General features: G+C 75.2%; 22 protein-coding genes. 14 read left to right on the top strand and 8 right to left on the bottom strand.

Translation table 11 applies throughout. The annotated features are described in order from the left end of the window. Window positions 1-66: 66 nt before the first annotated feature. Window positions 67-2,760: a flippase-like domain-containing protein gene (locus ACZ5GH_RS22440; RefSeq protein WP_464335110.1), complete on the top strand. Its 2,694-nt coding sequence runs from the start codon at window positions 67-69 to the stop codon at window positions 2,758-2,760. A 90-nt stretch (window positions 2,761-2,850) separates the two neighbouring features. Here the strand turns inward: ACZ5GH_RS22440 and moeZ are convergent, their stop codons facing one another. The 5 genes from moeZ to ACZ5GH_RS22415 all read right to left on the bottom strand — a co-directional run bounded on the left by moeZ (window position 2,851) and on the right by ACZ5GH_RS22415 (window position 9,714). Then, window positions 2,851-4,029 carry an adenylyltransferase/sulfurtransferase MoeZ gene (moeZ, locus tag ACZ5GH_RS22435; RefSeq protein ID WP_387749962.1) on the bottom strand — a complete coding sequence of 393 codons (1,179 nt, stop codon included), beginning with the start codon at window positions 4,027-4,029 and terminating at the stop codon, window positions 2,851-2,853. A gap of 228 nt (window positions 4,030-4,257) precedes the next feature. After that, window positions 4,258-5,247, bottom strand: a complete 990-nt coding sequence (locus ACZ5GH_RS22430; protein ID WP_387749959.1) for an NAD-dependent epimerase/dehydratase family protein — start codon at window positions 5,245-5,247, stop codon at window positions 4,258-4,260. A gap of 151 nt (window positions 5,248-5,398) precedes the next feature. Then, complete coding sequence (locus ACZ5GH_RS22425) at window positions 5,399-6,493, bottom strand: hypothetical protein (RefSeq protein WP_464335109.1); 1,095 nt, start codon at window positions 6,491-6,493, stop codon at window positions 5,399-5,401. Beyond that, window positions 6,493-8,265, bottom strand: a complete 1,773-nt coding sequence (locus ACZ5GH_RS22420) for a glycosyltransferase (protein ID WP_464335108.1) — start codon at window positions 8,263-8,265, stop codon at window positions 6,493-6,495. Before ACZ5GH_RS22420 ends, ACZ5GH_RS22425 begins: the two co-directional genes overlap by 1 nt. A 546-nt stretch (window positions 8,266-8,811) precedes the next feature. After that, entirely contained in the window at window positions 8,812-9,714 is a 903-nt protein-coding gene (locus ACZ5GH_RS22415) for an alpha/beta fold hydrolase (RefSeq protein ID WP_387749952.1), read from the bottom strand. A 222-nt stretch (window positions 9,715-9,936) separates the two neighbouring features. Between ACZ5GH_RS22415 and ACZ5GH_RS22410 the strand changes: the two genes are divergently transcribed. The 3 genes from ACZ5GH_RS22410 to ACZ5GH_RS22400 all read left to right on the top strand — a co-directional run bounded on the left by ACZ5GH_RS22410 (window position 9,937) and on the right by ACZ5GH_RS22400 (window position 11,427). Further along, a complete protein-coding gene (locus ACZ5GH_RS22410; protein WP_387749949.1) occupies window positions 9,937-10,599 on the top strand; it encodes a TetR/AcrR family transcriptional regulator in 663 nt (220 codons plus the stop codon). Window positions 10,600-10,730: 131 nt separating this feature from the next. After that, entirely contained in the window at window positions 10,731-10,958 is a 228-nt protein-coding gene (locus ACZ5GH_RS22405; RefSeq protein WP_387749946.1) for a DUF3107 domain-containing protein, read from the top strand. 136 nt (window positions 10,959-11,094) lie between these two features. Then, window positions 11,095-11,427, top strand: a complete 333-nt coding sequence (locus tag ACZ5GH_RS22400; protein WP_387749943.1) for a hypothetical protein — start codon at window positions 11,095-11,097, stop codon at window positions 11,425-11,427. A 42-nt stretch (window positions 11,428-11,469) separates the two neighbouring features. On the opposite strand, the gene ACZ5GH_RS22395 is transcribed toward ACZ5GH_RS22400, so the two are convergent. Further along, window positions 11,470-12,198 carry a ferritin-like fold-containing protein gene (locus ACZ5GH_RS22395; protein WP_387749940.1) on the bottom strand — a complete coding sequence of 243 codons (729 nt, stop codon included), beginning with the start codon at window positions 12,196-12,198 and terminating at the stop codon, window positions 11,470-11,472. A gap of 691 nt (window positions 12,199-12,889) precedes the next feature. On the opposite strand from ACZ5GH_RS22395, the gene ACZ5GH_RS22390 reads away from it, so the two are divergent. The 5 genes from ACZ5GH_RS22390 (at window position 12,890) to ACZ5GH_RS22370 (ending at window position 18,514) form a co-directional block, all read left to right on the top strand. Continuing rightward, window positions 12,890-14,983 (top strand): DEAD/DEAH box helicase, encoded by a 2,094-nt coding sequence (locus tag ACZ5GH_RS22390; RefSeq protein WP_464335107.1) that lies wholly within the window; start codon window positions 12,890-12,892, stop codon window positions 14,981-14,983. 164 nt (window positions 14,984-15,147) lie between these two features. After that, window positions 15,148-16,023, top strand: coding sequence for an alpha/beta fold hydrolase (locus tag ACZ5GH_RS22385; protein WP_387749934.1), 876 nt, complete (start codon window positions 15,148-15,150; stop codon window positions 16,021-16,023). A gap of 423 nt (window positions 16,024-16,446) precedes the next feature. After that, the gene (locus ACZ5GH_RS22380; protein WP_387750627.1) at window positions 16,447-16,605 is read left to right on the top strand and encodes a hypothetical protein; all 159 of its coding nucleotides are present in this window, start codon (window positions 16,447-16,449) and stop codon (window positions 16,603-16,605) included. A gap of 306 nt (window positions 16,606-16,911) precedes the next feature. Then, window positions 16,912-17,550 carry a DUF6758 family protein gene (locus ACZ5GH_RS22375; RefSeq protein ID WP_387749931.1) on the top strand — a complete coding sequence of 213 codons (639 nt, stop codon included), beginning with the start codon at window positions 16,912-16,914 and terminating at the stop codon, window positions 17,548-17,550. A gap of 103 nt (window positions 17,551-17,653) precedes the next feature. Further along, entirely contained in the window at window positions 17,654-18,514 is an 861-nt protein-coding gene (locus tag ACZ5GH_RS22370) for a PHP domain-containing protein (RefSeq protein ID WP_387749928.1), read from the top strand. Window positions 18,515-18,653: 139 nt separating this feature from the next. On the opposite strand, the gene ACZ5GH_RS22365 is transcribed toward ACZ5GH_RS22370, so the two are convergent. Then, window positions 18,654-19,295 (bottom strand): suppressor of fused domain protein, encoded by a 642-nt coding sequence (locus ACZ5GH_RS22365; protein WP_387749925.1) that lies wholly within the window; start codon window positions 19,293-19,295, stop codon window positions 18,654-18,656. A gap of 463 nt (window positions 19,296-19,758) precedes the next feature. On the opposite strand from ACZ5GH_RS22365, the gene corA reads away from it, so the two are divergent. Beyond that, on the top strand, window positions 19,759-20,880 hold the full coding sequence (gene corA, locus ACZ5GH_RS22360; protein WP_387749922.1) for a magnesium/cobalt transporter CorA: 1,122 nt from the start codon (window positions 19,759-19,761) through the stop codon (window positions 20,878-20,880). Between the two features lie 19 nt (window positions 20,881-20,899). Here corA and ACZ5GH_RS22355 read toward each other — a convergent pair whose 3' ends face one another. Then, window positions 20,900-21,841 carry a DMT family transporter gene (locus tag ACZ5GH_RS22355; RefSeq protein WP_464335106.1) on the bottom strand — a complete coding sequence of 314 codons (942 nt, stop codon included), beginning with the start codon at window positions 21,839-21,841 and terminating at the stop codon, window positions 20,900-20,902. Window positions 21,842-22,023: 182 nt separating this feature from the next. Between ACZ5GH_RS22355 and ACZ5GH_RS22350 the strand changes: the two genes are divergently transcribed. The 4 genes from ACZ5GH_RS22350 (at window position 22,024) to ACZ5GH_RS22335 (ending at window position 25,832) form a co-directional block, all read left to right on the top strand. Beyond that, window positions 22,024-22,563, top strand: a complete 540-nt coding sequence (locus tag ACZ5GH_RS22350) for a pyridoxamine 5'-phosphate oxidase family protein (protein ID WP_464335105.1) — start codon at window positions 22,024-22,026, stop codon at window positions 22,561-22,563. Between the two features lie 128 nt (window positions 22,564-22,691). After that, window positions 22,692-23,990: a magnesium transporter MgtE N-terminal domain-containing protein gene (locus ACZ5GH_RS22345; protein ID WP_464335104.1), complete on the top strand. Its 1,299-nt coding sequence runs from the start codon at window positions 22,692-22,694 to the stop codon at window positions 23,988-23,990. Window positions 23,991-24,066: 76 nt separating this feature from the next. Beyond that, complete coding sequence (locus tag ACZ5GH_RS22340; RefSeq protein ID WP_387750587.1) at window positions 24,067-24,615, top strand: DUF1003 domain-containing protein; 549 nt, start codon at window positions 24,067-24,069, stop codon at window positions 24,613-24,615. Window positions 24,616-24,671: 56 nt separating this feature from the next. After that, window positions 24,672-25,832, top strand: coding sequence for an Mrp/NBP35 family ATP-binding protein (locus ACZ5GH_RS22335; RefSeq protein ID WP_387749910.1), 1,161 nt, complete (start codon window positions 24,672-24,674; stop codon window positions 25,830-25,832). Window positions 25,833-25,861: the final 29 nt, after the last annotated feature.

Here is a 25,861-nt window from a genome sequence, read left to right as displayed (position 1 = left end):
GCACGGGGGGCCGGGGCATGCCACCATCTTCCGGGGCGGTGAGTGGTGATACGAGGACAAGACCAGATGACCGGGACGGCTGACGTGGGCGTGGACAAGGACTCCGACGAGTCCGCTGCGGCCGTGCCGTCGGCGCCCGGGAGCGGGAGCGAAGGGCGGCCCGCACCGGGGCCGACGCCGAAAGTCTCCCTGATCAAGGACCGGACGATCAAGACCCCGGCGCCCCCGGCCGCGGAGCCGGCGGCACCCGCCGCCCCGTCCGGCGACCACGACGCACTGGACGACGCCCCGCACCTGGACGTCGACGAGCCGCTGCTCGCCGCCCGCGCGCACCGCCCGTCCGACCTGATCCGCTTCCTGGCCGGCGTCCTCGGGATAGTCGCCGTCTTCGTGCTGGCCGGCATCGCCACCTCGACGACCACCGGCATCGAGCAGGACATCGCCTCCAACGCACCGCACTTCTCCGCGGTGTTCTCCACCCTCACCGGCCTGGTCTCCAGCGTCGCGGTGCTCGCCGTGCCGCTGGCCTTCGCCGTCGAGCGGCTGATCAAACGCGACGGCCTGCGGGTCGCCGACGGCGTGCTCGCCTCGGTGCTGGCGTACGGCGTCTCGCTCGGCATCGACTGGTGGGTGGCCGAAGGCGCCTCCGAGCACATCCGGGACGCGCTGACCCGGCTGCCGATGGACAGCAACGGCACCCTCACCGACCCGGTGCACGGCTACCTCGCCCCGGTGATCGCCTACATGACCGCCGTCGGCATGTCGAGCCGGCCGCGCTGGCGGGTCGCCCTGTGGGTGGTGGTGGTCTTCAGCGGGGTCACCGAGCTGCTCGGCGGCTACACCACCCCGCTGTCGCTGATGCTCACCGTGCTGATCGGCTGGTCCGTCGCCTACGGCACGCTGTACGCGATCGGCTCCCCCAACATCCGGCCCACCGGCCAGCACCTGATGATCGGCCTGCGCAAGGTCGGCTTCACCCCGGCCGGCGCCGTGCGCGCCCCCGACGCCCCCGGCGGCACCCGCCGCTACCACGTCACCCAGCAGGGCGGCCCCCCGCTGGACGTGCACATCATCGACCGCGAGCAGCAGGCCTCCGGCTTCTTCTACCGGGCCTGGCGGCGGCTGCGGCTGCGCTCGGTCGCGGTGCGCCGCAGCCCCCAGTCGCTGCGCCAGGCGCTGGAGCAGGAGGCCCTGATCGCGTACGCGGCGGCCGCCTCGGGCGCCCGCGCACCGCAGCTGGTCGCCACCTCCGAGCTCGGCCCGGACGCCGCGATCCTGGTGTACGAGAACGTCGAGGGCCGCACCCTGGACGAGCTGGCCGACGAGGAGGTCACCGACCCGGTGATGGCCTCGATCTGGCAGTCGGTGGCCGCCCTGCACGAGCGCCGGATCGCCCACCGCCGGCTCACCGGCGAGTCGCTGCTGGTGGTGGACGAGCGGACCGGCTGCCTGGTCAACCTGTCCGGCGGCGACATCGCCGCCACCGACCTGACCCTGCGGATCGACGTCGCCCAGCTGCTCACCACCTTCGCGCTGCGGATCGGCCCGGAGCGCGCCGTCGCCACCGCCAACGCGGTGCTCGGCGCCGAGCGGGTGGCCCAGGCGCTGCCGCTGCTCCAGCCGGTCGGCATGAGCCGCTCCACCCGGATCGACCTCGCCAAGCTCACCAAGGAGCGCAAGGCCGCCGCCCGCGCCCGGGCGCTGGAGCAGGTCGCGGCCGGCGAGCGCACCCAGCAGCAGGCCGAGGAGGACATCGCGGCGGCCGGCGAGGACCTGCTGAGCCGCATCCGCGGCCAGATCCTCCAGATCGCCCCCGAGGCCCCGATGGCCCCGGCCAAGCTGGAACGGCTGAAGCCGAAGAGCCTGATCATGGTGATCGCGCTCACCTTCGCCGCCTACCTGGCCCTGACCACCATCAAGCCGGCCCAGCTGAAGCTCTCCCAGATGAACTGGGCCTGGGCCGCGGCCGCGCTGCTGGCCGCCGCCTTCAGCTACGTCGCCGCCGCGATGAGCCTGACCGGCTTCGTCCCGGAGCGGCTGCCGTTCCGGCGCACCGTCGCCGCCCAGCTGGCCGGCTCCTTCGTCAAGCTGGTCGCCCCCGCCGCGATCGGCGGCATCGCGCTCAACACCCGCTACCTGCAGAAGGCCGGCATCCGTTCCGGCCAGGCGGTGGCCTCGGTCGGCGCCTCCCAGCTGGCGGGCCTGGCCGGGCACCTGCTGCTGCTGTTCAGCTTCGGCCTGATCACCGGCAGCCAGACCAACGGGGACCTCTCCGCCTCCCGCGCGGTGATCATCGGCGTACTGACCGCCGCCGTGCTCGCCCTGGTGGTGGCCGCCGTCGCGCCGCTGCGCCGGTTCGTCCTGGGCCGGCTGCGCTCGCTGTTCTTCGGCGTGGTGCCGCGGATGCTCGACCTGATGCAGACGCCCAGCAAGCTGGTCACCGGCTTCGGCGGCATCCTGCTGCTGACCCTCTCCTTCACCGCCTGCCTGGACTTCTCGGTGCAGGCCTTCGGCGGCGACGTCAGCTTCTCGGCGGTCGCGGTGGTCTTCCTGACCGCCAACGCGGCCGGCTCGGCGATCCCCACCCCCGGCGGCATCGGCCCGGTCGAGGTCGCCCTGATCGGCGCCCTGACCGTCGCGGACGTCTCCCCCACGATCGCCACCCCGGCGGTCTTCCTCTACCGGGCGCTGACCTTCTGGCTGCCGGTGCTGCCCGGCTGGATCTCCTACAACGTGCTCCAGCGCAGGAACGCCCTCTGAGCCGGCCCCGGTCCTGCTGAGCCTCCCGCGCCTCCCCGCGGAAACGGGAAGGGCCCGCCGGTCGGCGGGCCCTTCCACGGGGAGCGTCGGTCAGTAGACCGGCTTGTGCGGCTCGATCTGGTTCACCCAGCCGAGCACGCCGCCGCCCAGGTGCACGGCGTTGCTGAAGCCGGCGGCCTTCACCACGGCCAGCACCTCGGCCGAGCGCACGCCCGACTTGCAGTGCAGCACGATCTTCCGGTCCTGCGGCAGCTTCTCCAGCGCGTCGCCCATCAGGAACTCGTTCTTGGGGATCAGCACCGCGCCGGGGATGTTGACGATCTCGTACTCGCCGGGCTCGCGGACGTCGATGAGGTAGATGTCCTCCTTGTCGTCCTGCCACTGCTTGAGCTGCTGCGAGGTGACGGTCGAACCGGCGGCGGCGGCCTGCGCCTCCTCCGACACGACGCCGCAGAAGGCCTCGTAGTCGATCAGCTCGGTGACCGTCGGGTTCTCACCGCAGACGGCGCAGTTCGGGTCCTTGCGGACCTTCACCTGGCGGTAGTTCATCTCCAGGGCGTCGTAGATCATCAGCCGGCCGACCAGCGGGTCCCCGATGCCGGCCAGCAGCTTGATCGCCTCGTTGACCTGGATCGAGCCGATGGACGCGCACAGCACGCCCAGCACGCCGCCCTCGGCGCAGGAGGGGACCATGCCCGGCGGCGGGGCCTCCGGGTAGAGGCAGCGGTAGCAGGGGCCGTGCTCGGCCCAGAACACACTGGCCTGGCCGTCGAAGCGGTAGATCGAGCCCCACACGTACGGCTTGCCGAGCAGCACCGCGGCGTCGTTCACCAGGTAGCGGGTGGCGAAGTTGTCGGTGCCGTCCACGATCAGGTCGTAGCCGGAGAAGATCTCCATGACGTTGGAGTTGTCGAGGCGCTCCTCGTGCAGCACCACGTCCACGTACGGGTTGATCTCCTTGACCGAGTCGCGGGCCGACTCCGCCTTGGAGCGGCCGATGTCCGACTGGCCGTGGATCACCTGGCGCTGCAGGTTCGACTCGTCGACCACGTCGAACTCGACGATCCCCAGCGTGCCGACACCGGCGGCGGCCAGGTAGAGCAGGGCCGGCGAGCCGAGGCCCCCGGCGCCGACGCACAGCACCTTGGCGTTCTTCAGCCGCTTCTGGCCCGCCATGCCCACGTCCGGGATGATCAGGTGGCGGGAGTACCGGCGGACCTCGTCAACGGTGAGCTCGGCGGCCGGCTCGACCAGGGGTGGCAACGACACGGGGACTCCGATGGGTCTTGTTCGGATGGCCAGGGCCAACCTCGGTGTGGGGTTGTTGCTCCGCCACGCGGGTGGCTCTCTAGGCCAACAGTGTCACGTCCCCTCGCTATTCCGAGACAGCTCGTCCGATGGGCGAGACGGCCCGCGCCGGATCGTGGAACCGGCGGCGGGGGCCGGGAAGGCGCCCCGAGCCCGTGGTTGACGGGCCCGGGGCCCCGCGCGGCGCGCTCACACCCGGCAGGCCGTCTCCAGCCAGACGTCGCCCAGCGACTCCTCCAGCGGCACCTGCGTCCGCCATCCGAGACGGTCCCGGGCGGTGCGCACGTCCGCCTGCCGCCACGGCACCGGCTCGCCCGGCACCGGCCTGCCCTCCGGCCGGTGCCCCTCCGGACGGTGCCCGGGCAGGTGGTGGCCGGGCAGGTGGTCGCCGCCCGCCCCGGCGGCCTGCGCGGGCAGCAGGACCTGCCGGTTCTCCTCGACGATCTGCCCCTCGAAGCCCGACGCCCGCACCAGCAGCTGGGCCGCGTCCCGGGCCCGGACGGCGTGCCCGCTGCCGATGTTGACCACCCCCGTGGCGGCCGACACCGCGGCCGCCTGGATGGCCCGCGCGACGTCCCGCACGTCCACGAAATCCCGGTATCCGGACAGGTCCGGCATCCGCACCTGGTGCTCGTCCCGCTCCAGCGCCCGCCGCAGGCCCTCGGCCAGCCGCCCGAACAGCGAGGCGGTCGGCGCCCCCGGGCCCACCACGTCGAACACCCGCAGCACCGCCGCGTCCAGCCCGGAGGCCAGCACCAGCTCCGTCCCGGCCAGCTTGGACACCCCGTACGGGCCGACCGGCCGGGGCTCGGCCTGCTCGGACACCGGCACCCCGCCGGGCACCGGCCCGTACTCGGCGGCCGAGCCGACGTGCACCAGCCGGGCCGGCTCCCGGCTGCGCCGGATGGCCTCGCAGACGGTCGCGACGGCCAGCGTGTTCGACCGGATCAGGGTGCGCGAGCTGCCGTAGGTGGCGCCCGCGCAGTTGATCACCACCTGCGGCGCGACCGCGTCCAGGAAGCGGGCCAGTGCGCCCGGGCTCCCGGTGGTCAGGTCGAAGCGGATGTCGGCCGAGTCGCGCCGGCCGAGCACCGTCACCTGCAACTCCTGGTCCATCAGCAGACGATCGGTGACCCGGCGGCCGATGAAGCCGTCGGCGCCCAGCAGCAGCACCCTCATCGGGGGTGTCCTTCCACGAAGCCAGCTCGGGACGACCTGGCGGACTGAGTTCAACGAACGGGACGAAAGCGGGGATCACACGGCGGATCCCGGGGTGGTTCGACGGGGTGGACGGGCCGAGCCGTCTCGGGGGCGGCTCGGCAGGCGGCGCTCAGCGGTGCGAGCCGGCCCGGCCGAGCACCGCCCCGGCGTACGCCAGCAGCGCCACCGCGACGGTGCCGCCGCCGAGAAGCCAGGCCTCCGGGGCGGAGCGCCCCAGGGCGAGCGGTCCGAGCACCGCGGCGGCCCCGGCCGACGCCCCCGCCGCGGCGGCCGCCGTCCGGCCGCACCGCGCCAGCAGCACCGGCAGGACCAGCAGCAGGCCCAGCACGCCCTGCGCCGCCCACTGGGCGGGGCCGGCCCGCTCGGCCGCCAGGTGCAGCAGCCCGCCGCCGTGGCCCGGCCCCGGGCGCGGCGCGACCACGGCCAGTACGGCCAGCGCGGCGAAGCTCAGCGCCCCGAGCACCGCCAGGTGCAGGGCCAGCGCGACCGGGAGCACCGGCCGCATCCGGGCCCGGAACTCGGCCAGGGTGCCGGCCACGCCCAGGTGGCCGCGGCCGACCTGCCGGTACCAGCGGGCCGCCCGCTCGGCCGACCCGGCCGACACCGCCGCCGCCAGCACCAGCGCGACGGCCGGCGGGCGGTCCCCGCCCGGCGCGGCCGACGGGAGCAGCAGCAGCGCGGCCAGGCCCAGCCCGTGTCCCAGCGCCGCCGGCCGCAGCCGGGAGCCGGGGCGCGGCGCGGGCTCGGGCGGCGGCCCCAGGGCGGGCCCCGGCGCGGCCGGCGGGCGGACCGGCCCGGCGCACGGCGATGGCGGAGGCGGCGCGGTCAGCGCGGGCAGCAGCACCAGCGGGACGGCGGCGGACAGCAGCACCGGCCAGCGCGGGCCGAGCGCGGCCACCCCGGTGCAGGGCAGCACGGCCAGCGCGGCGGCGGTCAGGGCGGCCCGGGCGGCGGCCCCGCGCGGCGGCGGCTCCGCGGGCCCGGGCGGCGGCGGGCGGCGGGGCACCCGGGCGTACAGCTCCTCGGCCAGCGCGAACAGGTCGGCGTGCCGGCAGCGGGCGGCGGCGTCCGGGCCGAGCCCGGCCTCCTCCAGTCCGGCGGCGACCTCCAGCGGGTCGACGGCGCGCTCGCACAGCTCGCGGTGCTCCGCCATCACCTCGCGCACCGGGTCCGCGCCGGCGCCGAGCAGGGTGTCGCCGGACATCAGACGGCCTCCGCGAGTTCGGCCGGCCGCGCGGCCGGCTCCCGCACGCCGTCGTGCTCCCGCATGTCGTCGTGCTCCGCGTTCCCGTCCCGCGGGGTGCCGCCGCCGCGCGGGCCGTCGGCCAGCCAGTACTCGGCGGGGCGGGCGAACGGACGCGGCGCGGGGCCGTCCTCGGCGCCGGGGAACGCCGGGTACCGCGCGACCAGCTCCAGGTAGATCTCCCGGAAGGCGTCGATCACCGGCTCCACGGCGAAGCGTTCCTGCGCGCGCAGCCGCCCGGCCAGCCCGAGCCGGGCCCGCCGTTCCTCGTCGCGCAGCAGCGCCAGGCAGGCGCCGGCCAGGGCGCGCGGATCGCGGGCGGGCACCAGCAGTCCGGTCGGCCCGACCGCCTCGCGGGCCACCCCGACGTCGGTGGAGACCACCGCCCGGCCGCTGAGCATGGCGTCCACGAGCAGCCGGGGGCTGCGCTGGGAGCGCCCCGAGAAGACCGCCACGGTGCCCGTCTCCCAGGCCTCGGCGAGCGAGCCGGGCCGCCCGGCGAACTCCACCGCCGGGGCCACCCCCAGCCGTTCGGCCACCGCCGCGCAGTGCGCCCGGTAACCGGGCGCCGTCTCCTCGCCGTACACCACCAGCCGAGCGTCGGGCAGGTCGGCGCGGACCCGGGCGAGGGCGTGCAGCGCGAGTTCCGGGTCCCGGCCCGGCTCCAGTGCGCCCGCCCACACCAGGGTCGGTGCCGCGGGCTCGGGCCCGGCGGCCGGGCGGTCCACCTCCGGCGTGCCCTCGGGCACCACCCGGGTGCGGGCGGGGTCGGCGCCGCAGCGGTGCTGCCACTGCTGGTCGTGGGCGCTGCCGGGGGTGAGGACCGCGGCCTGCCGGTAGGCCTCCGCGGTGAGCGCCCGGTGGAAGGACAGCAGCAGGGCGCGCACCGGCCAGCGGTACGGCGTCCCGTGACTTGCCCCCTCGCCTCCGGGCGTTCGGACCCGGCGCCGACGGTCGCCGCTCCGTCGTTCGTCCCTCACGTGTCGCTCGCCCTCCTTTCCCGCCACCGGGCAGGAGGGGCCCACCCCCTCGGCACCGGCGCGCCCTTCGGCCCCGGTCGGCCGGCCGAGGTACTGCTCGCGCAGGTGCGGGCCGTGCTCGGTGACCACGAACGGCACCCCGTGCAGCTGCCGGGCCACCAGGGCGGGCAGTGCGGCCGGGCCGCCGCCGACCACGTGGCACAGGTCGGCCGCGCCCAGGCCGCCGGGGCCGGTGCCGTACCAGGGCGCGGACAGCGGGCGCAGGCACTGCTCCAGCAGGTCCGCCGCGACCAGCACGTCGCGAACCAGCGGCTGCCCGGCGGAGGTGTCCGCGCCGGGCAGCCGCCAGGTCCGTTCCAGCAGTCGGCGGGCGTGCGCGGAGGCCAGGAAGGCGGGCAGCGCGCCGTCCTCCCGGGCGAGCGCCGCCAGCCGGTACAGCGCGGGTCCGAAGCCGGCTCTCTCCCCGGGCAGCACCAGCGCCCGCAACAGTCGTTCGTACGCCCCGGCGTACCGGCGTCTGCGCACCGCGCCCGGGGCCCGGCCGCCCGGTCGGCGCCCCCGCAGCGCCAGCTCGTGGGTGCCGTGCCAGAGGGGCGACGGCCGGTCCGCGGCGCCGTCCGGGGCTTCCCGGCCGGTCAGCAGGTACCGCTCGAACGCGTGCTCCGGCAGGCCCGCGGCCAGCCGCTCGCACCAGCCTCCGGTGCCACGCTGGGGATGCGGACGGGCACCCTCGGTGAGCAGGGCAACGCGCACGGGAGACCTCCAGGGCAGAGCGGTTTCGCTGGGCGGGATCGCGGACGGATCGGCGGGTTTCCGGGCGGCCCGGGCGGTCGCCCGGTGCGGCCCGCACGGCGGCGGGGACGGTCGGGGAGGGGGCCGGTCGGCCGGGCCGGCGCCGCGGTGCCTGCGGGCGGCCCGCCGGCGGCCCGGTCGCGGACGCGCCGCGCTCCGTTCCCCCGGGCACCCGCCCGCTCCGGCGGTCGGGCCCGACCCGCCGGGACCGCTCGGCCGCGGCCGCCCTCCGGTTCCTCCGGCGGCCGCGACTCCCCCACACCTGTTCGGTCCGACAGCAGAAAGGTAGGACCGGCCCGGGCCGATCCATCGGTCACATGCCTGCCTGCCACCTGATCGAGTGAACCGCCGTGACCTCGGCCCCGGCCGGGGCGTTACCGGGCGGTATGCGCGGCCGCCCGCGCGGCCCGCCCGGGCGCGCGGTCGGTCCGGCCCCGGCGCGCCTTGAGCCCCCGCCCCCGCGGCCCGGTTCCAGGCGACGGCGCGCACTCGGCCCGCGGTGCGTGCTCAACCCGTGGCGCGCGCGATCAGCTCCCGCACCGCCCGGGCGACCTGGTCGGGGTGCTCCATCATCGCCACGTGCCCGGACTCCGGCAGCACCAGCAGCCGGGCGTCCGCGAAGGCCGCGCAGGCGCGGCGGGCCGAACGGTAGGAGACCAGCCTGTCGCGCAGCCCGTACACCAGCAGCACCGGCGCCGCGACCTGCTCGGCCTGCCGCCACAGCGCCTGGTCGCCGCGCTCGGTGTACGCGGAGACGATGCCGCGGGCCGAGCCGACCAGCGCCTGCATCGCGTGCGGCACCTCCAGCCGGTGCCGGTAGTCGGCCACCGCCTGGGCCCGGGCCGCCGGGCTCAGGGCGCCCGGGTCGCCGTAGACCAGCCGCAGCAGGTCCTCGGTGGCCGCCTCGGCGTCGCGCCCGCCCGCCGACAGGCGGCGCAGCACCGCGGGCACCCCGGGCACCGCGAGCAGGCCGGTCGGCCAGGCCGAGCGCTGCGGGGGCAGCTCGGGCAGGGCCGGCGAGACCAGCGTGAGGCTGCGCACCAGGTCCGGGCGCAGGGCCGCCAGCCGGACGGCGACCGCGCCGCCCAGGGAGTTGCCGAACAGGTGGACCGGGCCGCGGTCGGCCGCCTCCAGGTAGCCGATCACCGCGCGGACGTGGCCGGAGACGGTGAGGTTGCCGTCGGTGGGCGGGTGCGAGCGGCCGAAGCCGGGCAGGTCCACGGCCTCGCCGTCGATCTGCCCGGAGAGCCGGTCCATCAGGGCCTGCCAGTTGGCGGCCGAGCCGCCGAGGCCGTGTACGAAGAGCCCGGGCGCGCGCCCGTCGGGGGCGCCGCCGGCGGCGGGGCGGTGCACCGCGAGCACCGCCCCGGGGACCTCGACCGTACGTACCTGCTGCTCAGCGCTGCTCATGGTGGACGATGGTAGTGAGCCCCGGCCGGAGACCCCCGGGGTGGTCCGGCCGTCGGCCGCCTCCGTCGCACCACTGCCGAGGCCGAGGTCAGCGCCGTATTGTGGGCTCCTGACAACCAGGCCGATCGTCTTTTCTCGCCTTCGCCGAACGCGGGCGCGGTTACCGAAAAGTAGAATCGGCCCTCTTGCCAGCAGCGAACAGACCCCGAAGTGAGGAGCGCCGTGACGGCCATCCAGGAGGCGCAGGAGCGCCCGCGCGGTGCCCGCCTGCCGCGAAGCGCCCGCCGTGAACAACTGCTCGGTGCCGCCCAGGAGGTGTTCGTCGCGCAGGGCTACCACGCGGCCGCCATGGACGACATCGCCGACCGCGCCGGGGTGAGCAAGCCGGTGCTCTACCAGCACTTCCCCGGGAAGCTGGAGCTCTACCTGGCGCTGTTGGACAAGCACTGCGACGCCCTGGTCGAGTCGACCCGCGAGGCGCTGTCGACCACCAACGACAACAAGCAGCGGGTGGCCAACACCATGGAGGCGTACTTCAACTACGTCTCCAGCGAGTCCGGCGCCTTCCGACTGGTCTTCGAGTCGGACCTGACCAACGAGCCGGCCGTGCGCGAGCGGGTCGAGCGGGCCTCCGAGGCGAGCGCGACGCTGGTCAGCAAGGTGATCCAGGAGGACACCGACCTGCCCGAGGCGGAGTCCAAGCTGCTCGCCGCCGGGGTCTGCGGCCTGGCCCAGATCACCGCCCGGTACTGGCTCTCGCAGGGCCTGGAGATCCCCCGCGACGAGGCGGTGCGGCTGGTCGCCAGCCTGTCCTGGCGCGGCCTGAAGGGCTTCCCGATGCACCCGGGCGAGCAGTCCGGTGAGGGCGCCGCCCACCAGGGCTGATCCGCCGACCTTCGCCTGGCCGGGGATCCGGTGCTCTATGGTGAAGCCGTACGGCACGGTCGCCGCGAACGCTTGTCCCAGGCGGTCCGGTGCCCGTGCATGGAGGCTGCAACCCCGGAGGGACGGAAGCCGTGGAGGTCAAGATCGGCGTGCAGAACGCGCCTCGCGAGATCGTGATCGAGAGCTCGCAGACTGCCGATGAGGTCCAGAGCGCGGTCGCCAAGGCGCTGGAGGGCTCGGAGAAGATCTTCGCGCTGTCCGACGAGCACGGCCGCCGCATCATCGTCCCGGCCGAGCGCCTGGCGTACGTGGAGATCGGCGAGCCGGCCGCCCGCAAGGTCGGCTTCGGCACCGTCTGAGGCGCCCGCCGCACGGATCGTCCGGTGCCCCGTTCCCGCGAGGGAGCGGGGCACCGTCGCGTGTAGGGCCGGGTGGGGCGGGGTACGGCGAGGGGTGCGGCGCCGGTGCCGCACGCCCGTCCCCCGGGAGGCAGTCTTGCTGGTCGAGTCGATCGCCTTCGCCCTCGTCGGCCTGGTCACGGCCGGTGCCGCCCTGCTGGCCCTGCCCGCGTACTTCCGGGCCGCCCGGGCCCTGGTCCTGGGCACCGCGCTGGCGGCGGCCATGGTCGGCGGGGTGGTCGCGCACTTCACCGTGGAGGGGCGCCAGCCGGCGGTGTCGGTGGCGGCCGCGGCGGTGGCCGCGGGCGTGCTCACCTCGCTGCTGGCCCGGCCGGACCTCGCCGCCGGGCGCGCCCCGGCGCACCGGCACCACCCGCACCGTTCGCACCGGTCGGGCGCCCGCCGCGCCCGACGGCACCGGGCGGCCTGAGTCCCTCCCGGCAGCCGGGCCGGAGGGCCGGGGGCCGAGAGCTCAGGAGGCCAGGCCGAGGGCGGCCATCCGCCGGGTGTGCGCCTCGGTGATCCGGTTGAACATCTTGCCGACCTCGACCAGGTCGAAGCCCTGCACCCGGACGCCGCCGACCAGCAGGTTGGACAGCGCGTCGCGCTCGGCGACCACCCGCTGGGCCTGGCTGAGCGCCTCGCCCATCAGCCGACGGCCCCACAGGGCGAGCCGGCCGCCGGCCCGGGGGTCGGCCTCGATGGCCTGGCGGACCTTGTCGACGGCGAACTCGGCGTGGCCGGTGTCGGACATCACGCTCAGCACCAGGTCGCGGGTGTCGTCGTCCAGCCGGACGGCCACCTCGCGGTAGAAGTCGGTCGCGATGGCGTCGCCGACGTAGGCCTTGACCAGGCCCTCCAGCCAGTCCGAGGGCGCCGTCATCCGGTGGAACAGCTCCAGCGGCTCGACGAACGGCCGCATCGCCTCCTGCGGGTCGGCGCCGATCTCGGCCAGCCGGTCGTGCAGCCGCTGGTAGTGCTGGAACTCGGCGGACGCCATCCGGGCCAGCGCCGCCTTGTCGGCGAGGTCGGGCGCCAGCTTGGCGTCCTCGGCGAGCCGCTCGAAGGCGCTCAGCTCGCCGTACGCGAGCGCGCCGAGCAGGTCCAGCACCGCCGCCCGGTACCCGGGGTCGGCCGAGCACGCGGCCCAGTCCCCGATCGAGCCGGCCGCCCCGTCCTGCGTCTCACCATGGGTCTCCATGACCCGCAACCTTAGTCCCGCCGGCCCCTGCGCCCCAGCACCGGGCACGCCCGGTGACCGCCCGGACCGGGCGGTCCGGTGGCGGTTGCCGGGGGCAATGTCAGACGCGTCACGTGTTCGAGTCGTCGCCTGACTGTATGGTGGTACGGAGCCCGTCGTGTTCGCATGGTGTCACCGCCGTCTCGGTACCCCGCGCGAACCCTCCGTAGCGTCACCGTCCAGCCGGACGTGTCCGCACCGGAGGCACGGGTACTCACGTACGCGGATGCCCGGTCGGAGAGCCGATCGGCTCCGACCATGGCTTGGACTTCAAGCCTTGGCACCGCATCAGTGGCCGAGCGAGGGCCGCCGAGACCACGCCCCGAGGCGGAGGTCCCGCGCAGGTCCCTCACGGGAACTCTCCCCGACGCCGCCGGCGACGCGCCCCGCACCAGGGCAGCGCGCACCGGCCGGCCGCAGGGACCGGCGCGGTTGTGCGTCCGCGCAGCTGTATCAGGGCCGCCCAGGCCCGTAGGCAGCCGCGCGGTTGCCCGCCCGCCGCTCGCTCTCGGCCCCTCCACACGGAAGAGGCAGCACCCTGTCCACCACCGCTGAACCCATCAAGACGACCTTCCGGGACCTGGGGATCCTCCCGGAGACCGCCGAGGCACTCGAGGCCGTCGGCATCGTCCACCCCTTCCCCATCCAGGAGATGACCCTCCCGGTCGCGCTGACCGGCCACGACGTCATCGGCCAGGCCAAGACCGGCACCGGCAAGACCCTCGGCTTCGGCCTCCCGCTGATCGAGCGGGTCGTCGTGCGCGCCGACGTGGACGCCGGCCGGGCCACCGAGGAGCAGCTCTCCGAGGCCCCGCAGGCGCTGATCGTCGTCCCGACCCGCGAGCTCTGCACCCAGGTCACCAACGACCTGCAGACCGCCGGCAAGGTCCGCGACGTGCGCGTCCTCGCCGTCTACGGCGGCCGGGCGTACGAGCCGCAGGTGGAGGCGCTCACCAAGGGCGTCGACATCGTGGTCGGCACCCCGGGCCGGCTGCTCGACCTGGCCGGGCAGAAGAAGCTGAACCTGTCCAAGGTCCGCGCGCTGGTCCTGGACGAGGCCGACGAGATGCTCGACCTGGGCTTCCTGCCCGACGTCGAGAAGATCATCACCATGCTGCCCGCCAAGCGGCAGACCCTGCTGTTCTCGGCCACCATGCCGGGCCAGGTCATCAACCTCGCCCGCCGGTACATGAGCCAGCCGACCCACATCCGGGCCACCGCCCCGGACGACACCGGCACGACCGTCGCCAACACCGAGCAGCACATCTTCCGTGCGCACTCGCTGGACAAGGTCGAGATGGTCTCGCGCATCCTGCAGGCCGACGGCCGCGGGCTGGCGATGATCTTCTGCCGCACCAAGCGCACCGCCGCCGACGTCTCCGACCAGCTGACCCAGCGCGGCTTCGCCGCCGGCGCGGTCCACGGCGACCTCGGCCAGGGCGCCCGCGAGCAGGCCCTGCGGGCCTTCCGCAACGGCAAGGTCGACGTGCTGGTCTGCACCGACGTGGCCGCCCGCGGCATCGACGTCGAGGGCGTCACCCACGTCATCAACTACCAGTGCCCCGAGGACGAGAAGACCTACCTGCACCGGATCGGCCGCACCGGCCGGGCCGGCGCCTCGGGCACCGCCGTCACCCTGGTCGACTGGGACGACATCCCGCGCTGGCAGCTGATCAACAAGGCGCTGGACCTGACGTTCAACGACCCGGAGGAGACCTACTCCACCTCGGCGCACCTGTACGAGCTGCTGAAGATCGCGCCGGGCACCAAGGGCGTCCTGCCGCGCTCGGAGCGGACCCGCGCCGGGCTCAACGCGGAGGAGGTCGAGGACCTCGGCGAGACCGGTGGACGCGGCGCCCGTTCGGGCCGCGCCGGCGGTCGCGGTGGGCGCGGCGGCCAGGGCGGCCAGGGCGGCTCCGGCCGTCCGGGCGCCGGTGCCGCGGCAGCCGAGACCGAGGAGCAGAAGCCGCGCCGCACCCGTGAGCGCCGCCGCACCCGTCGGGGCTCGGCGGTCGGCGCCGAGGGCGAGGCCGCTGCCGCCGTGACCGAGGCCGCCGTGGCGGCTCCGGCCGTCGAGGGTGCCGAGGGCGAGGCCGCGCCGCGCCGTCGCCGTCGCCGCTCGCGCGGCGGTGCCGCCGCTGCCGAGGTCGTGGTGGCGGTCGAGGCGGCTCCGGTCGCCGAGGCCGTCGTGGCCGAGGCCGTAAGGGTCGTCGAGGCCGCCGTCGAGGCGGTCGCCCCGGCCGCCGAGGAGGTCGCCGAGGCCCCGGCTCCGGCGAAGAAGGCCACCCGCACCCGGACCCGCAAGCCCAAGGCGGAGGCCGCCGAGGCCTCCGCGGCCGCTGCCGTCGAGGCCCCCGCCGAGGCGGTCGCCCCGGCCGCCGAGGAGGTCGCCGAGGCCCCGGCTCCGGCGAAGAAGGCCACCCGCACCCGGACCCGCAAGCCCAAGGCGGAGGCCGCCGAGGCCCCCGCCGAGGCCCCCGCGGCCGCTGCCGAGGCTCCGGCCCCGGCGAAGAAGGCCACCCGGGCCCGCAAGCCGAAGGCCGGGACCGTCGAGGCGGCCGAGGCCACCGAGACCGCCGAGGCCCCCGCCCCGGCCAAGAAGGCCACCCGGGCCCGCAAGCCCAAGGCCGTCGCCGAGACCGCCCCGGAGGCCCCGGCCGCCGAGGCCGCCGAGGTCCCGGCCCCCCGCAAGCGCACCCGCGCCCGCAAGGTCGCCGCGCCCGTGGAGGCCACCCCGGAGAGCTGACCTCCCGGTGTCTCCCCCGAGGGGGCGGGCCAGGCCGCACCGGCCCGGCCCGCCCCCTCGGGCGTTCCACGGCCGACGAGAGGCCCTAGGCTCGGGTGTGCCGGGCGTCGGGGAGCCGACGGCAGGACCGCGGGTCACCGGTAGGACAGCAGGGAGAGCAGCCCATGAGCACGCCGCCGTTCCTGACGCTGCCGGGATGTGCGCGGGCCGAGCGCGTGGTGACCGCGCGCGGGGAGTTCGCGGCGCTGCGGGCGGAGCCGGCCGGGCCGGTGCGCGGCTCGGCCCTGCTGGTGCCGGGGTTCACCGGCAGCAAGGAGGACTTCATCGCGCTGCTGGAGCCGCTGGCGGCCGCCGGGTACCGGGTGACGGCCGTGGACCAGCGCGGGCAGTACCAGACCGGCGGACCGGACGACCCGGCGGCGTACGGCGTCGGGGCGCTCGGTGCGGACGTCCGGGCGCTCACCGGGGTGCTGGCGGCCGACGGCGTTCCCCTGCACCTGCTGGGGCACTCCTTCGGCGGTCAGGTGGTGCGCGAGGCGGTGCTCGCCGCGGCCGCCGAGGGACCGCTGCCCTGGCGCTCGCTGACCCTGGTGTCCACCGGTCCGGGCGCGATCGACCCGGCCGAGGCGGCCCGCACCGGGCTGCTGCTGGACGCCCTGCGGGGGATGGACCTGGAGCAGATCTGGCAGGTCATGCGGCAGCTGGAGGCGCAGAGCGGTCGGCCGCGGCCGAGCCTGGATCCGGCCGTCGCGGAGTTCCTGCACCGGCGCTGGCTGGCCAACGTGCCGCGGGCGCTGTCCGTCACCGGCGCCCACCTGGTGGCCGCGCCGGACCGGGTGGCGGAGCTGGCCGCCGTCACCGCCGGGCTGCCGCTGCTGGTGCTGTCCGGGGTGCGGGACTACGCCTGGCCGGTCGCGGAGCAGACCGCGATGGCCGAGCGCCTGGGCGCCCGCCGGGTGGTGGTCGCGGACGCCGGCCACTCCCCCAACGCCGAGCAGCCGGCCGCCACGGCCGAGGCGCTGGCCGCGTTCTGGGCCTGACCGCTCCGTACCGCTACGGGCCGGCACCGGTCCGGCACCGGTCCGGTTCCACCGGCCGACCGAAAGTGGTCTGTACCACTTCTTCGACTTCGATCGGCTTCAACACAGGACAAAAGTCGTTAGTTACGGTAATCTTTGATTCTGTCCGGGAATCATCGCCGGCCTCCGCTCCGGCGCCGATCCTCCGAAACCCGGACTTCACGGGCGGGCAACCGTCCGGTAGCACCGCCGCCTCACCGTGGTACCCGAGGCCCTGGAACGCACCGCGCGAGCAGGGGGACCCCCTGTCGCAGCGGACCGCCGTACGCGCGACCACGAACCGCCCGGTCCGGCCTCACCGCCGGATCCGCACGATCCCCGAAAGGGCTGATACCCACTCAGCCGCGACCGCCCCGCCCCGCGGGGCCAGGAAAGGAGACGCCCATGACGAAGACCATGCGCTTCGAGATCGTCCGACTGGACGACGCCAACGGCTCCGCCACCGACCGCGAGATCGCCGACGCCGCCACCGTGCGCGAGGCCGTCCAGGCCGCCGCCCGCACCGGCGAACGCCTGCTCATCCGTCCGTGCCCGACCGTCTGACCCGGTGCGGCGCTTCCGATCCGGAGTCCTCACCCGCCGCCGATGAGCCGGGAGCGTCCGATCCGGACGTTCCGATACCCGACTGACGCCCCGTCACCGCATTCGCCGATGACGGGGCGTCAGTGCGTCCGGGGCGGTGCCCGGGACGTTTGCCGCCGCCCGTGACGGGACATCCCCCAACGGGAACCGCCCGCGCCGCGCCCACCCCGCGCCGGTCGGGCGCCCGCCACCGACAGGTGCCGCCGAGCCCTCCGTACGGGTGATCGTCCTTGACGCGGCGGTCCGGAGGGAGGAGCGTTGACGGCTATGAGGGGCGAGCCCAGCTGCCCGAGGTGCGCCGGTCGGGTCCGCGCCCCCGGTCTGTTCTCAGACACCTGGCAGTGCGACCGGCACGGAGCCGTGCACCCGATGCAGCCGGTGCTGCCGCCGAGCGTGGAGGCCCTCGGCGTCGCCGTCGCCCGCTCCCAGGTCCCGGTCTGGCTGCCCTGGCCGCTCCCGGTCGGCTGGCTCTACACCGGCATCGCCCACGTCGGCGACGACGTCTCGGGCGCCCGGGCCACCGCCGTCGCCTGCTCCGGGCCGGCCCCGCTCGGCGGCTTCGGCGAACTGGTGCTGGTAGCCGAGGAGCTGGGCGTCGGCCTCGGCGCCCGCTACGCCGGCATGCCCGGGCCGGACCCGGGCGACTCCGTCGGCCTCTACAAGCCCGCCGACGCCAAGCTGATGGCGGCCGGGCGGCCCACCCCGATGTTCCACGTCCCGGACGCCCCGGCCGACCGCGCGGTGTTCGTCGGCGAGGCCCGGGGCCTGTGGCTCTGGGCGGTCGCCTGGCCCGAGCAGTCCGCGCTGGTGATGTACGACGAACTGGTGCTGACCGACCTGCGCGAGGCCGGCGCCGAACTGGACCTGCTGCCCTGCGGGGCGCTGTCCCCCCGGCTGCTCGGCTGAGGGGCGCCCGGCGGGTCTTCGCCGGGTCGGCCGGGACCCACCGGACGCCCCTGACCGCTGGCCTATCCTGGGCGGCACCCACGAGCCCCCAGGAGCCCGATCCGTGCGCATCGACCTGCACGCCCACAGCAACGCCTCCGACGGCACCGACACTCCGGCCGAGCTGGTCGCGGCGGCCGTCGCCGCGGACCTCGACGTGGTGGCGCTGACCGACCACGACACCGTGGCCGGCCACGCCGAGGCCGCCGCGGCGGTGCGCGCGCTGCCCGCGGGCAGCCGGCTGACCGTCGTCCCGGGCGCCGAACTGTCCTGCGTGGTGGACGACATCAGCATGCACCTGCTGGCGTACCTGTTCGACCCCGAGGAGCCGGAGTTCGCGCGCGAGCGGGACCTGGTGCGCAACGACCGGTTCCGGCGCGGGCGGGCCGTCGTCGAACGCTGCCGGGAGCTCGGCGCGGAGATCACCTGGGAGCAGGTGCAGCGGATCGCCGGGACCGGCTCGGTCGGGCGGCCGCACATCGCCAGCGCGCTGGTCGAGGCGGGCGTGGTGGCCACCGTCTCGGACGCCTTCACGGCCGACTGGCTGGCCAACGGCGGGCGGGCGGACGTCCGCAAGCACGAGACCGACCCGGTCGCGGCGGTCCGGCTGGTCCGGGCGGCCGGCGGAGTCCCGGTGTTCGCCCACCCCGGCGCGGTCAAGCGCGGCCGGACGGTCTCCGACCAGGTGATCGCCGACCTCGCGGAGGCCGGGCTGGCCGCGCTGGAGGTCGACCACACCGACCACGACGAGGAGACCAGGGCCCGGCTGCGCGGCCTGGCCGGCGAACTCGGCCTGCTGGTCACCGGCTCCAGCGACTACCACGGCAGCCGCAAGACCGTCCGGCTCGGCGAGCACACCACCGACCCGGAGGTGTACGGCGCGCTGCTGGCGCAGGCCACCGGGGCGAAGCCGATCGAGCGCTGAGCCGACGCGGCCCCTGGACCAGGGGATCATGAGTCCCTCGGCCCGGCGACGGTGCCGCTGCCCCTGCCGTGCCCCGGCGCACCGGAGCGCGGAGCGGGCGTACGGACCGTCCCGCGCGCCCGGCCTGACCGGGCGTCGGTCAGTCCAGCCGGACGCCGCGCCGGTCCGGGTCGCGCAGGTCGGCGCCCTGGTCGAGCCAGCGCTCCTGGAGCGCGGCCGCGCCGTGCACCCGCTTCCAGCCCGCCTCGTTGGGCGTCATCGGCAGCAGCGGCAGGAAGCGGACCGGCTCGGCCGGCTCGGCCAGCTCCAGGTCCTCGACCAGGCCGCCCGGTTCGGCCGCGAGCACCGAGGTGAAGGGCGCGCCGTCCCAGAGCGGGGAGCCGAGGTCCAGCGAGCCGCCCGGGGCCACCACCAGGCCCTCGACCTGCGGGGTGGCGGCGAAGGTGGCCAGGGTGCGCAGCACGCTGTCGCGCCCGCCCCGGACGGTGAGCACCAGTTCGACGCGCGGGCCGCGCACCTGGTCGGCGACGGGTGAGGTGGGGTCGGCCATCGGCGCGGCGGACATGCCGAGGGTCGCGTACCGCACCAGGCCCTCGGCGTCCGGGCCGAAGCGCAGCACCTCGATCCGGTCGGCCCCGAGGAAGGTGACCGCGGCGCGGCCGCCCGGTTCGCCGAAGGTGGAGATCAGCCGGGCCTCGACGGCGGCCAGCACCGCCTCCCGGGAGAGCTCCGGGGAGTTGCCGCCGTGGGGGTCGCCGAAGAGCGGGAAGTCGTGCGCCATGCCGGTGAGCGTAACCCCCGAGGATCGGCGGGCCGCGTGCGGGCGGGCCGGAGGCGGCCGCGGGCGGGGTGGGACGGGCGGTGCCCCCGGTCCCGTAAAGGCTTCGGAAACCTCCGGGAAACCCGTCGGCGTCGACGCCCGGTCAGATGTTAGGGTGAGCGACTGGCCACCGGAACCGTTTCGTTCCGGGGCGGCGGCGCGAAGGAGGTGGTTGCGGTGGATACCGGCCGACCATGCAGTACCGGCAGCTCTGCCCGGCCCCGCCTTCCCCGTACCCAGCGCCCCGCAGGCCCAACCGGCTGACTCAGCCGCGGTAGCCCCGGGCATGGGCCCCACGACGGACGGACCGGCCGGGAGAGCACTTTCATTCCCCGTTTCACCGGTGTTCTCCGCCGTCGTACCGCGGCCGAACGTTTTTCCTTCCGCGCCGCCGCGCGACGGTTCCTGCCTCTGGGAGCCTGCCATGTCGATGATCAACAGCCTGCGCGCCGCCGTCCGCACCAACCGCCGCCGCGTCGCGGCCGGCGTCTACGACGTCCTGCCCGAGGACGCCGCCTCGGCGGTCGTGGACTGCGCCGTCTACCAGCACGGCAGGCGCAGGGGCGAGACCTGCAGCCCGCGCGAGGCCGCCCGCCGGGTCAAGGCCGCGCACCAACTCCCCGAGGAGCAGGGCTCGTTCAGCTGGATCGGGCTGCACGAGCCGACCGAGGCGGAGTTCGAGGGGATCGCCCAGCGCTTCGGCCTGCACCCGCTCGCGGTCGAGGACGCGGTGCACGCGCACCAGCGGCCCAAGGTCGAGCGCTACGACGACGTGCTGTTCGCCGTCTTCAAGACCATCCGCTACGTCGAGCACGACCAACTGACGCCCACCAGCGAGGTGGTGGAGACCGGCGAGCTGATGGTCTTCGCCGGTCCGGACTTCGTGATCACCGTCCGGCACGGCGGCCACGGTTCGCTGCAGGAGCTGCGCCACCGGCTGGAGGCCGACGCCGACGAGGCCGGGCTGCTCGCCAAGGGCCCGTCGGCGGTGCTGCACGCGATCGCCGACCACGTCGTGGACAACTACCTGCTGGTCGCCGAGCGGCTCCAGAACGACGTGGACGAGATCGAGTACGGCGTCTTCTCGGCCAAGGGCGGGCGCAGCGCCGACGTCGGCCGGGTCTACCAACTCAAGCGCGAGGTGCTGGAGTTCAAGCGCGCCGTGGTGCCGCTGCTGCGCCCGATGCAGCAGCTGTCCGAGCCGCTCCAGCGGCTGGTCGACCCGGACATCCAGAAGTACTTCCGGGACGTCGCCGACCACCTGGCCCGGGTCGCCGAGCAGGTGCACGGCTTCGACGAGCTGCTGAACTCGCTGCTGCAGGCGAACCTGGCGCAGGTCTCGGTGGCGCAGAACGAGGACATGCGCAAGATCACCGCCTGGGCGGCGATCTTCGCGGTGCCCACCATGATCACCGGCGTCTACGGCATGAACTTCGACTACATGCCGGAGCTGCACCACGAGTACGGCTACCCGACGGTGCTCGGCGCGATCGTGGTGATCTGCTTCGGGATGTACCGGGGCTTCCGCCGCAACGGCTGGCTCTGAGCGCCGGCGCCGCCCGCGGCTACCGGCGCCCGCCGCGGGCGACCAGGACCAGGCCGAGCAGGATCAGCACCACTGCCGGGTAGGCGGCCGCCGGGGGCCACTGGCCCAGCCAGAGGGCGGCGATCAGGGTCGCGCCCGGGGTCTCCAGCAGGATCGCGGTGGAGGTGATCGACGGCCCGAGGCTGCGCACCACGCGGTTGCTCAGCGAGTGGCCGAGCAGCTGGGCGGCGGCCATCAGCAGCACGATCTGCCACCACACCCCGGCCGGCCAGCCGGCCAGCGGCGTCCCGGCGACCAGGCAGATCCCCAGCAGCACCACCGCCGTGGTGGCGTAGCAGACCAGGGTGTACGCGGTGGTGCTGACGGTCCTGCGGACCTCGGCGCCCAGCAGCATGTACCCGGCCGCGGCCAGGCCGGCGGCGAGCGCGAGCGCGTCGCCGAGCAGCGCGCGCGGGGAGAGCGAGAGGTCCACCCCGGTCAGCACCAGCACGCCGGCGAAGGCGACGGTCGTGCCGAGCCAGACCAGCCGGGGCGCCCGGACCCCCATCAGCCGCATCAGCAGGATGGTCCACAGCGGGGTGGTGGTGACCAGGGCGGTGGCCGAGGCCACCGAGGTCATCCGCAGGCTGGGCATCCAGAGCGCGAAGTGCACGGCGAGCAGCGCCCCGGCGGCCACCGCGAGCAGCAGCGCCCGCCGGCCGATCCCGCGCAGTTCGGCGCGGTGGCGCAGCAGCGCGTACGGGCCGAGGACGCCGACCGACATGACGTTGCGCCAGAAGGCGATCGCCAGCGCGGGCGCGGCGGTGGCGCTGATCAGCGGGCCGGACAGCGAGATGCCGCCGATCGAGACGGCGAGCAGCAGCAGGTCGAGGGTGGGCAGCGGGTGCGCCGGGGCCGGGCCGGCGGTCGCGGGGGCGGCGGGGGCGGCGGAGGGGGCGGTCGCGGGCCGGGCGGCGGGCACGGCGCTCCTTGCTGGTCGCGGGGGTGGGGCGGTCATGCGGTGGTGGGGCGGTCATACAGGGGTGGGGCGGTCATACGGTAAGGCCCGTGGCGGCGCAATGGAACTGTCGCCCGGAGGCTGAGACGTCCCGCGGGCCCCGGTCGCCCCACCGGACGGGCCCCGGTGGCCGTACGCTGTCCGCCATGGACCGTACGCCCGCCGCCGCGACCGCCGACGACTTCCTCGACCAGGCCCTGCTGGAGGAGGCCGCGAAGAAGTCCGGCCTGCTCTGGGTGCGCGCGGACGGCCAGGAGCACGCCCGGCCGCTGTGGCACGCCTGGCACGACGGCGCGGTCGTGGTGGTCGGCGGAGGCGGCGAGCAGCCGCTGCACGGCCTGGAGGCCGGCGCGGGGGCCGTGGTCACCGTCCGCAGCAAGGACAAGGGCGGCCGGCTGACCGGCTGGAGCGCCCGGGTGGTCGAGCTGGCCCCGGACGGCGAGGCCTGGCTGGGCGCCGTCGAGGAGCTCAAGGGCAAGCGGCTGAACGCGCCCGACACCGACGCCATCACCGCCCGCTGGGCCCGCGAGTGCCGGGTGCTGCGACTGGAGCCGGCCGGCCCGCTCACCGAGCGCCCCGGGGCGATGCCGGACGGCTCGCACGCCGCGCAGCCGGTGCCCACCCCGGCCACCACCCGCCACCCGGTCCCGGCCGGGCTGCCCAGACTGCTGTTCAAGCGCCGCTGAAGCTTCACGCCCCGGACTCGTCCGACGGTTACCGTGCCTCCGGGCCGGGCTCCCGCCGCGCGGGTAGCCTTGGCCGCGAGTGCGCCCCCGGCGCGCTACCGGTACGGCGTCGAGGGAGTCGAGGGTTTATGGCAGGGCCAGGCACCCGGGTCTTCATCTCCCACCTGTCCGCCATCGCGGTCTTCGACCCGAACGGCGACCAGGTCGGCCGGGTCCGGGACGTGGTCGTCTCGCTGCGGCTCGGCGGCCGCCCGCCGCGCGTGCTCGGCCTGGTGGTCGAGGTGGTCGGCCGGCGCCGGATCTTCCTGCCGATGACCCGGGTGACCAGCCTAGAGTCCGGCCAGGTGCTCACCACCGGCGTGATCAACCTGCGCCGCTTCGAACAGCGCCCGTCCGAGACCCTGGTGCTCGCCGAGCTGCTGGACCGCACCGTCACCTGGTCCAAGACCGGTGAGGAGGTCACCGTGCTGGACGTCGGCATGGTGCAGAGCCGGCTGCGCGAGTGGGAGATCAGCAAGGTCTTCGTCCAGGTCGGCCGGGCCGGCCGGCTGCGCAAGGGCAAGGGCGAGCGGCTCACCCTGGACTGGCAGGACGTCACCGGCTTCTCGGTGCCCGAGCAGGACCAGGGCGCGGCCAACCTGCTCGCCACCTTCGAGCAGCTGCGCCCCGCCGACCTCGCCAGCGTGCTGCACCACCTGTCCGCCAAGCGCCGCGCCGAGGTGGCCGCCGCCCTCGACGACGAGCGGCTGGCCGATGTCCTGGAGGAGCTGCCCGAGGACGACCAGGTCGAGATCATCGGCAAGCTCCAGGAGGAGCGCGCCGCCGACGTCCTGGAGGCGATGGACCCGGACGACGCCGCCGACCTGCTCTCCGAGCTGCCCGGCGACGAGGCCGAGCGGCTGCTCCAGCTCATGGAGCCGGAGGAGGCCGCGCCGGTGCGCCGCCTGCTGACGTACGAGGAGGACACCGCCGGCGGTCTGATGACCACCGAGCCGATCGTGCTGGAACCGGACGCGACGGTCGCCGAGGCGCTGGCCCGGGTCCGGATCAGCGACCACAAGCCCGCGCTGGCCGCGCAGGTCTTCGTCTGCCGCCCGCCGAACGAGACCCCGACCGGCCGCTACCTGGGCACCGTGCACTTCCAGCGGCTGCTGCGCGAGCCCCCGTACGTCCTGGTCGGCTCGCTGCTGGACGACGACCTGGACCCGCTGCCGCCGGACACCCCGCTGTCGCTGATCACCAGCTACCTGGCGACCTACAACCTGGTCGCCGCGCCGGTCGTGGACGAGGCGGACCACCTGCTCGGCGCGGTGACCGTCGACGACGTGCTCGACCACCTGCTGCCGGACGACTGGCGCGACGCCGCGCTGCACGCCCACGACGAGGAGCAGGACGACGACAGGGAAGGGGCGACCGGTGGACGGTGACCGCAACGGACGGCCGGACGACTCCGCGCGCCGGCGCCTTCAGGGCGAACTGCGCCAACTGCGTCAGCTGCGCGAGCTGCGCACCCGCGAGGGCGGCCGGGACCGGCGCACGGAGACCGCGCCGATCACCGGCACCGGCCGCGCCCGGCTCGACCAGCCGCGCACCGCGCGGCCCGGCCTGCTCACGCTGCCCTCCTACGACCCGGAGGCCTTCGGCGTCCTGTCCGAGCGGATCGCCCGCTTCCTCGGCACCGGGCGGTTCATCGTCTGGATGACGGTGGTGGTCGTCGTCTGGATAGCGTGGAACACCCTGCTGCCGGCGAGCGCGCGCTTCGACGAGTACCCGTTCATCTTCCTGACCCTGGCGCTGTCCCTGCAGGCCTCGTACGCGGCCCCGCTGATCCTGCTGGCGCAGAACCGCCAGGACAACCGGGACCGGGTCAACATGGAGCAGGACCGCGCCCGCAGCGACCGCAACATCGCCGACACCGAGTACCTGACCCGCGAGGTCGCCGCCCTGCGGCACGGGCTCGGCGAGGTCGCCACCCGTGACTTCATCCGGTCCGAACTCCAGTCACTGCTCAAGGAGATCGACGAGCGCCGGGACGCCCCCGAGGCGCTGTGACCGGCGGCACGCTACCGACGGGTTAAGGGGATCCGTCGGCGCCGTACCATCAAGGCATGGCCAACGAGACAGAGGTCGCGGCCGGCGTCACGGAGGAGTCCGTACGCCAGGCGCTGGCGACCGTCAACGACCCGGAGATCAACCGCCCGATCACCGAGATCGGCATGGTGAAATCGGTCGGGATCGCCGAGGGCGGCGCGGTGCGCGTCGCGGTCTACCTGACGGTCTCCGGCTGTCCGATGCGCGACACCATCGTCACCCGGGTGCGCGAGGCGGTCGGGAAGGTCCCCGGCGTGACCGGCGTCGAGGTCGAGCTCGACGTGATGAGCGACGAGCAGCGCAAGGAGCTGTCCCAGCTGCTGCGCGGCGGCGCCCCCGAACGGGAGATCCCGTTCGCCAAGCCGGGCACCCTGACCCGGGTCTACGCCGTCGCCTCCGGCAAGGGCGGCGTCGGCAAGTCCTCGGTGACCGTCAACCTGGCGGCCGCGATGGCCGCCGACGGCCTGAAGGTCGCCGTGGTGGACGCCGACATCTACGGCCACAGCGTGCCGCGCATGCTGGGCGTCGAGGGCCGGCCGACCCAGGTCCAGGACATGATCATGCCGCCGCAGGCGAACGGCGTGAAGGTCATCTCGATCGGCATGTTCACCCCGGGCAACGCCCCGGTGGTGTGGCGCGGCCCGATGCTGCACCGCGCGCTCCAGCAGTTCCTCGCCGACGTCTGGTGGGGCGACCTGGACGTGCTGCTGCTGGACCTGCCGCCCGGCACCGGCGACATCGCGATCTCGGTGGCCCAGCTGGTCCCCAACGCGGAGATCCTGATCGTCACCACCCCGCAGATGGCCGCCGCCGAGGTGGCCGAGCGGGCGGGCACCATCGCGGTGCAGACCCACCAGAAGATCGTCGGCGTGATCGAGAACATGTCCGGCATGCCGTGCCCGCACTGCGACGAGATGATCGACGTCTTCGGCACCGGCGGCGGCCAGACCGTCGCGGACGCGCTCACCCGCACCGTCGGCGCGACCGTCCCGGTGCTCGGCTCGATCCCGATCGACGTGCGGCTGCGCGAGGGCGGCGACGACGGCCGCCCGGTCGTGCTCGCCGCGCCCGACTCCCCGGCCGGCGCCGCCCTGCGCGCGGTGGCCGGCAAGCTCGGCGGCCGCCAACGCGGTCTGTCCGGGATGTCGCTGGGCCTGACGCCCAGGAACAAGTTCTGACGCCGTGACCGACGCGGGGCCGGGTGGGC

It is taken from the genome of Kitasatospora sp. Xyl93 (genome assembly GCF_055383135.1).
Note: the sequence above shows the minus strand (reverse complement) of the source record. Positions and strands in the feature narration are given on the sequence as shown.

What these genes read in the sequence shown, in the direction of transcription:
- ACZ5GH_RS22395 (WP_387749940.1), bottom strand. Translation starts at nt 12,198, where the DNA reads ATGGAGACCCATGGTGAGACGCAGGACGGGGCGGCCGGCTCGATCGGG.
- ACZ5GH_RS22350 (WP_464335105.1), top strand. Translation starts at nt 22,024, where the DNA reads ATGGACCGTACGCCCGCCGCCGCGACCGCCGACGACTTCCTCGACCAG.
- ACZ5GH_RS22345 (WP_464335104.1), top strand. Translation starts at nt 22,692, where the DNA reads ATGGCAGGGCCAGGCACCCGGGTCTTCATCTCCCACCTGTCCGCCATC.
- ACZ5GH_RS22385 (WP_387749934.1), top strand. Translation starts at nt 15,148, where the DNA reads ATGAGCACGCCGCCGTTCCTGACGCTGCCGGGATGTGCGCGGGCCGAG.
- corA (WP_387749922.1), top strand. Translation starts at nt 19,759, where the DNA reads ATGTCGATGATCAACAGCCTGCGCGCCGCCGTCCGCACCAACCGCCGC.
- ACZ5GH_RS22365 (WP_387749925.1), bottom strand. Translation starts at nt 19,295, where the DNA reads ATGGCGCACGACTTCCCGCTCTTCGGCGACCCCCACGGCGGCAACTCC.
- ACZ5GH_RS22440 (WP_464335110.1), top strand. Translation starts at nt 67, where the DNA reads ATGACCGGGACGGCTGACGTGGGCGTGGACAAGGACTCCGACGAGTCC.
- ACZ5GH_RS22390 (WP_464335107.1), top strand. Translation starts at nt 12,890, where the DNA reads ATGACCCTCCCGGTCGCGCTGACCGGCCACGACGTCATCGGCCAGGCC.
- ACZ5GH_RS22335 (WP_387749910.1), top strand. Translation starts at nt 24,672, where the DNA reads ATGGCCAACGAGACAGAGGTCGCGGCCGGCGTCACGGAGGAGTCCGTA.
- ACZ5GH_RS22425 (WP_464335109.1), bottom strand. Translation starts at nt 6,493, where the DNA reads ATGTCCGGCGACACCCTGCTCGGCGCCGGCGCGGACCCGGTGCGCGAG.
- ACZ5GH_RS22375 (WP_387749931.1), top strand. Translation starts at nt 16,912, where the DNA reads ATGAGGGGCGAGCCCAGCTGCCCGAGGTGCGCCGGTCGGGTCCGCGCC.
- ACZ5GH_RS22380 (WP_387750627.1), top strand. Translation starts at nt 16,447, where the DNA reads ATGACGAAGACCATGCGCTTCGAGATCGTCCGACTGGACGACGCCAAC.
- ACZ5GH_RS22430 (WP_387749959.1), bottom strand. Translation starts at nt 5,247, where the DNA reads ATGAGGGTGCTGCTGCTGGGCGCCGACGGCTTCATCGGCCGCCGGGTC.
- ACZ5GH_RS22415 (WP_387749952.1), bottom strand. Translation starts at nt 9,714, where the DNA reads ATGAGCAGCGCTGAGCAGCAGGTACGTACGGTCGAGGTCCCCGGGGCG.